We start from the raw sequence: 7,705 nt of genomic DNA on the forward strand, positions 1-7,705 counted from the left end.
TAGAATTACACAATGCTGCTCGCCCTCGAACTCTTCTTCGTCGGACTCCTCGTTCTGGCCACTCTCGCCATCGGGTACATCTCCGTCGTTGTCGTCTACAACCTCTTCCGGGGCCAGAGCTGATCTCGACCATCGTTGGTCGCATCGGCGCTGGTTCGCGTGATGCTGTTTCCCTTTCGGTGATGGGGGTGTGTGGATGATTGAGCTCGACTCGGCCGATCTGCCGTCCGAACTCGTTCCACTGTCGTGGTTGCTCGGTGTCTGGGAGGGCACGGGCGTCGTCAACTACGACGTCGGCGACGATGACGTGCGCAACCACGAGTTCGGCCATCGCATGAGCTTCAGCCACGACGGCCTCCCGCACCTCAACTACACCTCTTATACGTGGCTGCTCGACGACGCGCTCACGCCCCTCGCCACCGAGACCGGGTACTGGCGACTCAGCCGCCCGGCGACCGATGGCGACCCGGGGCCGGGTCTGCTCCCGGGCATCGGCGCCCAGCCGTTCACGACGACCGATTCGGTGGAGGCGCTGCGCAATGCTGCAGGCGGCTTCGACATCGAGGCCTCGATCGTGCACCCCGGCGGGGTCAGCGAGCTCTACGTCGGACAGGTGAAGGGGCCGCGCATCGACCTCGCCACCGACGCCGTGCTGCGCTCCGTCAACTCCAAGCAGCACGCGGCATCGACCCGGCTATACGGGCTCGTCGAGAAGCACCTCCTGTGGGCGTGGGACATCGCCGCGCTCGGCAACGAACTCCGCACCCACGCATCCGGAAGGCTCGCCCGTGTCGAGTGAGTTCCTCGCGCTGCCCGGCGCCGTCGAAGGCACCGACATCGATGCCGGCGTCGCCGCCCACTACGGCAACCCGTTCGTCGAACAGCGCTCGCTCGCGGCGGGGGAGGCCGTGGTCGACCTGTCGCACCACGCCGTACTCAGCATCAGCGGGCCCGACCGCCTCAGCTGGCTCGACTCGCTCACCAGCCAGTCGGTCAAGAACCTCGCGCCGGGTGAGTCCAGCGAGACGCTGCTGCTCGACCCGCAGGGCCGCCTCGAGTACGCGGTCAAGCTCATCGACGACGGCGAGACGGTCTGGCTGCTGCTCGAAGCGGCAGAGGCCGAACCCCTGCTCGCCTGGCTCACCCGCATGCGGTTCATGCTCCGCGTCGAGATCGCCGACCGCACCGCCGAATTCGCGACCATCGGGTCGCTCGGCGCACCCGATCTGCCGGTGGTCGCACCGGCCGGGGTTCCCCTGGCCTGGCGCGACCCGTGGGTGGCCGTCACCGCGGGTGGGCACCAGTACGCCGCGCAGGCCGGGCACCCCGCCGCGGGGTGGACCTGGAGCGAGTCGCTGGTGCCGCGCACCGCACTCGCGGAGGTCGCCGCCGCGCACCCCGTCGCGGGCATCCTCGCCGCCGAGGCGCTGCGGGTCGAGGCATGGCGTCCGCGCCTCGCCCTCGATGCCGACGAACGCACCATCCCGCACGAACTCGACTGGCTGCGCTCCGCCGTGCACCTCAACAAGGGCTGCTACCGCGGCCAGGAGACCGTGGCCAAGGTGCACAACCTCGGCCACCCGCCGCGTCGCCTCGTCATGCTGCACCTCGACGGATCCGACGACGTGCTTCCCGACCACGGCAGCGAGGTGCTGCTCGGCGACACGGTCGTCGGTCGCATCACCTCGGTCGCCCGGCACCACGAACTCGGCCCGATCGCGCTCGCCGTGGTCAAGCGCAGCGTCGACCCGTCGGCCCCGCTCATCGTCGCCGCGGGCGAGTCGCTGATCGCGGCGGCACAGGAAGTCATCGTGCCGACCGACGCCGGCGCGTCCGCGTCCGTTCCGCGCCTGCCGCGGCTCGGCGCCGTACAGCGGTAGCGGGCATGCCGCCGCGGGGTCTGCTCCGCCACTTCGACGTGCGCGGATCGGTCGACCGGGCGGGAACGTCGATCATCCCCGCCCTGCAGATTGTGGTCGCGGCCACCGCGGCGTACGCCATCGCGCGATACCTGCTCGGGCACGAGATCCCCCTCATCGCGGTGACCGTCACCATCTCGAGCCTCGGCTTCGTGCGCGACGCGCGCCCGGTCAGGGTGCTCGAGTCGGCGATCGGCATCGTCATCGGCATCGTCCTCAGCGAGCTGCTGCTGGTGATCGTCGGCCAGGGCCTCTGGCAGATCGGCGTGGTGCTGTTCATCACCCTGGTCGTCGCCCGGTTCCTCTCGGCGAGCAACGCGTTCGCCGTGGCCGCCGGCGTTCAGTCGATGCTCGTGATGGTGCTGCCCGCACCCGATGGCGGCCCGTTCCTGCGCAGCGTCGACGGCCTCATCGGCGGCACCCTCGCGCTCATCGTGACCGCGGTGATCCCGCGCGACCCGCGCCGGCTCGTGCGCCGCGACGCGAAGCGCCTGTTCGAGGCGTTCATCAACGCGCTCGACTCGGTGCAGGTCGCCCTCGACACGGCAGACGAACCCGCGGCCGACCGCGCGCTCGAGAAGCTGCGGGCGACGCAGCCCACGATCGACGCGTGGGAATCGGCGCTCGACTCCGCGACCGCGATCGCGCGCATCTCGCCGTTCCACCGCCGCCGCGTTCCCGAGCTCGAAGGCCATGCCCGCGTGCTTCGCGGAATGGACCTCGCGACGCGCAACCTGCGGGTCATCAGCCGTCGCATCGACTTCCTGGTGCGCGATGGCCGGCACCGCCCCGAGCTCGGCTCCCTGGTCGGCCGGCTCGCCACGTCGGTGCGCCTGCTCGGCGACAGTCTCGACGACCCGCTGCTGGGCGACACCGTGCGCGTGGGGCTGGTGAGCATCGCCGAGCGACTCACCCCGGAGTCGGTCGAACACGACGACGCCGTCATCGACTCCGCGGTCATCCTGATGTTCCGCCCGCTGCTGGTCGACCTGATGACCGCGGCCGGCATGTCCGAGGAGCGCGCGCGCCAGACGCTACCCGACGTCTAACCGTGCCCGCGCTGCTGCATCATTAAGCCCAGTGCAGCTTTCATCATTCAGGAACGCTGTGGCGGCGGGGGTGTGGATGCTGCGGCACGGGCGTCATGTCGACTCCCTGGGTCGCGCTCCCGCGTCATCCACCCCTCGTGTTCCTGCATGATGACGCCCCGCCCGCGCCTGGTCCTGAATTCTGCAAGCTTGCTCGCTGCGGCTCCTGAATTCTGAAAGCCTGCCCACCGCGGTTCCTGAATAACGAAAGTTGCAGGGGCGGCGGGAGCTGCGGGAGCCACGGGGCCCCGGGCCCGGTCAGTCGCCCCAGCCGAAGCCGAGGGGCGCGACGGCGGTCCACGCGACCGTGAGCTCGCCGAGGCGCCAGCGCGCGGCCGTTCCGAGCACCGGCCAGCCGTCGGCGACGAGGCCGCGCACGGTAGCGATCCAGCGCTGGCGGGGGCCGTAGGTCGACAGCGGAGCATTGCGCTGCCAGTGCCGGTCGAGGTCGCCCATCAGCCGGTGCACGCCTTCGCCCGTCACATTGCGGTGGATCAGTACCTTCGGCAGCCGCTCCGCCACGATCGATGGCGCCACCAGGTCGGTGAGCCGCAGGCTGATCGTCAGCGAGACGGGCCCCGCGGGGGTCACCTCGACCCAGCTCGACACCCGGCCGATCTCGTCGCAGGTTCCCTCGACGAGTATGCCGCCGGGGGCGAGGCGCCGGGTCATCCGTCGCCACTGTTCGACGACCACTGCCTCGTCGTACTGCCGCAGCACGTTGAAGGCGCGAATCACTGTCGCTCCCCGCCCACCGTCGAGCGGCACCTCGAAGCCCCCGAGCCGAAAGCTCACCCCCGCCCGCTCCGACAGCCGGGCGACCGCCACGCGCGCCGGGTCGATCTCGATGCCGACCACCGACGTCGCCGGGCGGTGCCTCGCCAGCCGGGAATGCAGCTCGAGCGGGGTCGTCGCCGACGCCCCGAACCCGAGGTCGACCACGAGCGGCTCGGACTGGGCGAGAAAGGCAGGGTGCTGGGCGATCCACCGGTCGACGCGGCGCAACCGGTTGGTGCCCGTCGTGCCGCGGGTGACGGAACCGATCGGCATGCCGACCAGTCAACCATTCCCGTGGATGCTGCGCCGCGACGCCCCCGCTGGCCGGCGCCCGTTCGCCGTCGGTTTTCCTCCCGAACGATGCCTCTCGTTACACTGGCGGCATGACTTACACCCTCATCCTGCTGCGTCACGGAAACTCCCTCTGGAACCAGAAGAACCTCTTCACGGGGTGGGTCGACGTGCCGCTCAGCGACCAGGGTGTCGCCGAGGCGAAGCACGCCGGCGAGCTGTTCGTGTCGTCTGGCGTGCTGCCCGACGTGCAGCACACCTCCGTGCTCAAGCGCGCGATCCAGACCGCGAACATCGCCCTCGACGTCGCCGATCGCGACTGGATCGACGTGCGCCGCTCGTGGCGACTGAACGAGCGCCACTACGGTGCACTGCAGGGCAAGGACAAGGCACAGACCCTCGCCGAGTACGGCCCCGAGCAGTTCCAGACCTGGCGCCGGTCGTTCGACGTTCCGCCGCCGCCCATCGACGACGACGACGAGTTCTCGCAGGCGCACGACCCGCGCTACGCGCAGCTCGGCGACGACCTGCCACGCACCGAGTCGCTCGAGCTCGTGATCGAGCGCATGCTGCCGTACTGGGAGTCCGACATCATCCCCGACCTCGCCACCGGTCGCAACGTGCTCGTCACCGCGCACGGTAATTCGCTGCGCGCCCTCATCAAGCACCTCGACAAGATCTCGGACGCCGATATCGCAGAGCTCAACGTGCCGACCGGAATCCCGCTGGTCTACGAACTGGGCGACGACTTCCTGCCAGAGAAGCCGGGCTACTACCTCGACCCGGAGGCCGCCGCCGCCGGAGCCGCCGCGGTCGCGGCCCAGGGCAAAAAGTAGCGCCACCCCACACGACGAAAACGCCCGTCCCGCGGAATGCGCGGGACGGGCGTTTCTCGTTGGTCGGAGCGCGGCTTACGGCTCCTGGATGGTCATCGCGAAGTCGCCGGTCGCGAGGTACTGGATGTTCTTGGCGATCGTGACCGCGTGGTCGGCGAAACGCTCGTGGTACCGGCTCGCCAGCGTCGAGTCGACGGTGTCGGTCGCCCCGCCCTTCCATGCCTCGCCCAGCACGGCGTCGAACACGCCGACGTGCAGCTCGTCGATGCGGTCGTCGTCGTTACGGATCTCTTCGGCGAGCTCGAGGTCTTCGGAGCGCAGCAGCTTGGTCAGCTTGCGGGCGATCGCCACGTCGAGCATGCCGAGCTCGTGGAAGGTCTCGCGCAGGCTCTGCGGAACGACCTTCTCGGGAAAGCGGTAGCGCGCGAGCTGCGCGATGTGCTCGGACAGGTCGCCCATGCGCTCGAGCGACGCGCTGATGCGCAGGGCGCTGACCACGATGCGCAGGTCGCGGGCGACCGGCTGCTGGCGGGCCAGAATGTTGATGGCGAGCTCGTCGAGGTCACGCGACGCCCGGTCGATCTTGTCGTCCTCGGCGATGACCTGCTCGGCCAGCGCGACGTTCGACTCGTTGAACGCCCTGGTCGCGTGATCGATGGCGATCTCCACCAGGCCGGCGATCTCGACGAGTCGTTCCTGAACCTCTCGCAGTTCCTGCTGGAATACCTCGCGCATGACGTCGTCCCTTCGTTGCGGCCTCCGAAGTGCCGCATAGCTCTCGCTATCTTCTTCATCCGAGGTTAACACCCGGGGGACAAGCACTGAACAGCGCGCAAAGCGGCCGATGCTGGGCACGAGATGGCGAAATGGGCGAGCCCGGGTGTTATTACTCTGTTCACATGGACTCCACGTGGTTGGTTCCAGTCTCGATCGTCTTCGGAGTCATCGTCGGCGGCAGCCTGGTCGGCCTGCTGCACATCGCTGCCCGCCGGGGCGAGCGTGCGCACCAGGTCGCGACCGCCGGCGTACCCGACGGGGTCGATGCGGTCATCGACGTTCTCGAATCGGCCGGCCTCGTGCTCGACCCGTCGAACCAGGTCATCAAGGCCTCCCCGAAGTCGATCGCGTTCGGGCTGGTGTGGAACGGCGCGCTGGTGCACAACGAGATCGCCGAGATGGCGGCCAGGGTGCGCCGCAGCGGGGAGCCCGTGACCGAGGAGCTCGAGCTGTCGCGCGGCCCGATCAGCGACGCCAACCTCGTACTCTCGGTGCGCGCCGCTCGTCTCGGCGCCCGCTACGTGCTGGTGCTGGCCCAGGACCGCACGGAGTCGCTCCGGCTCGACGCCGTGCGCCGCGACTTCATCGCCAACATCAGCCACGAGCTCAAGACGCCCATCGGGGCGGTCGGCCTCCTTGCCGAAGCGCTCGAGGCGGCATCCGACAATCCCGACCAGGTACGCCGGTTCGCCCTCAGCCTCACGAAGGAGGCGGACCGCCTGGCGCGCATCACCCAGGAGATCATCGAGCTCTCCCGACTGCAGGCGACCGACGTCGTCATCGACTCGGAACCCGTGACGATGCGCCAGGTCGTCGCCCATGCGGTCGACCAGAACCGCGTCGTAGCCGATGGACAGGGCGTCACCCTGGTCACCGGGGGTGACCTCGACGCGGTCGTCAACGGCGACGAGGCACTGCTGGTGACCGCGCTCCACAACCTGATCGCCAACGCCATCCAGTACTCGCCGCGCGGTGCGCGCATCGGCATCGGGGTGAGCGCCGTCGCGGGGATCGTCGAGATCCGCGTGACCGACCAGGGCGTGGGCATTCCCGAAGACGAGATCGACCGCGTGTTCGAAAGGTTCTTTCGCACCGACCCCGCCCGCTCCCGCAACACCGGGGGATCCGGCCTCGGCCTCAGCATCGTCAAGCACGCCGTACAGAATCACGGTGGCGACGTTCGGGTGTGGTCGCAGGTCGGCAGCGGCTCGACGTTCACCATCCGCCTACCCGAGGCCGCGACCACTGCGGTACCCGTGAATGGAGACAGACAATGACCACGATCCTGATCGTCGAAGACGAGGCGTCGCTGAGCGAACCGCTGGCGTTCCTGCTCGAGCGGGAGGGCTACGAGACGATCGTCGCCGAAGACGGCCCCCAGGCGCTCGTGGAGTTCGACCGTGCGTCGGTCGACCTCGTGCTGCTCGACCTCATGCTGCCCGGTCTCTCCGGTACCGAGGTGTGCCGCGAGATCCGCACCCGATCACAGGTGCCGATCGTCATGCTGACCGCCAAGGACAGCGAGGTCGACATCGTCGTGGGGCTCGAGCTCGGCGCGGACGACTACGTCACCAAGCCGTATTCGACCCGTGAGCTGCTGGCGCGCATCCGCGCCGTGCTGCGCCGCCGCACCGACGTCGACGACGGCGCAGACGACGCGATCCTCGACGCCGGGTCGGTGCGCATGGACATCGAACGCCACACCGTCTGGGTCGACGGCAAGGAGGTGCCCATGCCGCTCAAGGAGTTCGAACTGCTCGAGCTGCTGCTGCGCAACTCCGGCCGGGTGCTCACGCGTGGCCAGCTGATCGACCGGGTGTGGGGCGCCGACTACTTCGGCGACACCAAGACCCTCGACGTGCACGTCAAGCGCATTCGCTCGAAGATCGAGAAGTCGCCGAGCGACCCGGTCATGCTCGTGACCGTGCGCGGACTCGGGTACCGCTTCGAGGCATAACGGCGGGGCGGTCGTGCCGGCGGCCGGGTGGTCGGCCGGCCCGGGCGTCCCGGACTGGCC

8 protein-coding genes are annotated in these 7,705 nt (G+C 69.2%); 6 read left to right on the forward strand and 2 right to left on the reverse strand.

What is annotated here, in order from left to right:
* Nucleotides 1-196: 196 nt before the first annotated feature.
* The 3 genes from G5S38_RS06150 to G5S38_RS06160 are packed head-to-tail and all read left to right on the forward strand — an operon-like array spanning nucleotide 197 to nucleotide 2,968.
* Nucleotides 197-799 carry an FABP family protein gene (locus G5S38_RS06150; RefSeq protein WP_165065897.1) on the forward strand — a complete coding sequence of 201 codons (603 nt, stop codon included), beginning with the start codon at nucleotides 197-199 and terminating at the stop codon, nucleotides 797-799.
* Nucleotides 789-1,880 carry a CAF17-like 4Fe-4S cluster assembly/insertion protein YgfZ gene (gene ygfZ / locus G5S38_RS06155; RefSeq protein ID WP_165065900.1) on the forward strand — a complete coding sequence of 364 codons (1,092 nt, stop codon included), beginning with the start codon at nucleotides 789-791 and terminating at the stop codon, nucleotides 1,878-1,880. Before G5S38_RS06150 ends, ygfZ begins: the two co-directional genes overlap by 11 nt.
* Nucleotides 1,881-1,885: 5 nt before the next feature.
* Nucleotides 1,886-2,968: an FUSC family protein gene (locus G5S38_RS06160; RefSeq protein ID WP_165065904.1), complete on the forward strand. Its 1,083-nt coding sequence runs from the start codon at nucleotides 1,886-1,888 to the stop codon at nucleotides 2,966-2,968.
* A 297-nt stretch (nucleotides 2,969-3,265) separates the two neighbouring features.
* Here the strand turns inward: G5S38_RS06160 and G5S38_RS06165 are convergent, their stop codons facing one another.
* Nucleotides 3,266-4,057, reverse strand: coding sequence for a methyltransferase domain-containing protein (locus tag G5S38_RS06165; protein ID WP_165065907.1), 792 nt, complete (start codon nucleotides 4,055-4,057; stop codon nucleotides 3,266-3,268).
* A 110-nt stretch (nucleotides 4,058-4,167) separates the two neighbouring features.
* Here G5S38_RS06165 and G5S38_RS06170 point away from each other — a divergent pair, with 110 nt between their 5' ends.
* Nucleotides 4,168-4,911, forward strand: coding sequence for a phosphoglyceromutase (locus G5S38_RS06170; protein ID WP_165065910.1), 744 nt, complete (start codon nucleotides 4,168-4,170; stop codon nucleotides 4,909-4,911).
* A gap of 75 nt (nucleotides 4,912-4,986) precedes the next feature.
* Here G5S38_RS06170 and phoU read toward each other — a convergent pair whose 3' ends face one another.
* Entirely contained in the window at nucleotides 4,987-5,646 is a 660-nt protein-coding gene (gene phoU, locus G5S38_RS06175) for a phosphate signaling complex protein PhoU (RefSeq protein ID WP_165065913.1), read from the reverse strand.
* A gap of 164 nt (nucleotides 5,647-5,810) precedes the next feature.
* On the opposite strand from phoU, the gene G5S38_RS06180 reads away from it, so the two are divergent.
* Nucleotides 5,811-6,965 (forward strand): sensor histidine kinase, encoded by a 1,155-nt coding sequence (locus G5S38_RS06180; protein WP_165065916.1) that lies wholly within the window; start codon nucleotides 5,811-5,813, stop codon nucleotides 6,963-6,965.
* Complete coding sequence (locus tag G5S38_RS06185) at nucleotides 6,962-7,645, forward strand: response regulator transcription factor (RefSeq protein ID WP_165065919.1); 684 nt, start codon at nucleotides 6,962-6,964, stop codon at nucleotides 7,643-7,645. Before G5S38_RS06180 ends, G5S38_RS06185 begins: the two co-directional genes overlap by 4 nt.
* The last annotated feature ends 60 nt before the right edge of the window (nucleotides 7,646-7,705 follow it).

It is taken from the genome of Marisediminicola senii (assembly GCF_011057645.1).
Lineage (GTDB): Bacteria > Actinomycetota > Actinomycetes > Actinomycetales > Microbacteriaceae > Marisediminicola > Marisediminicola senii.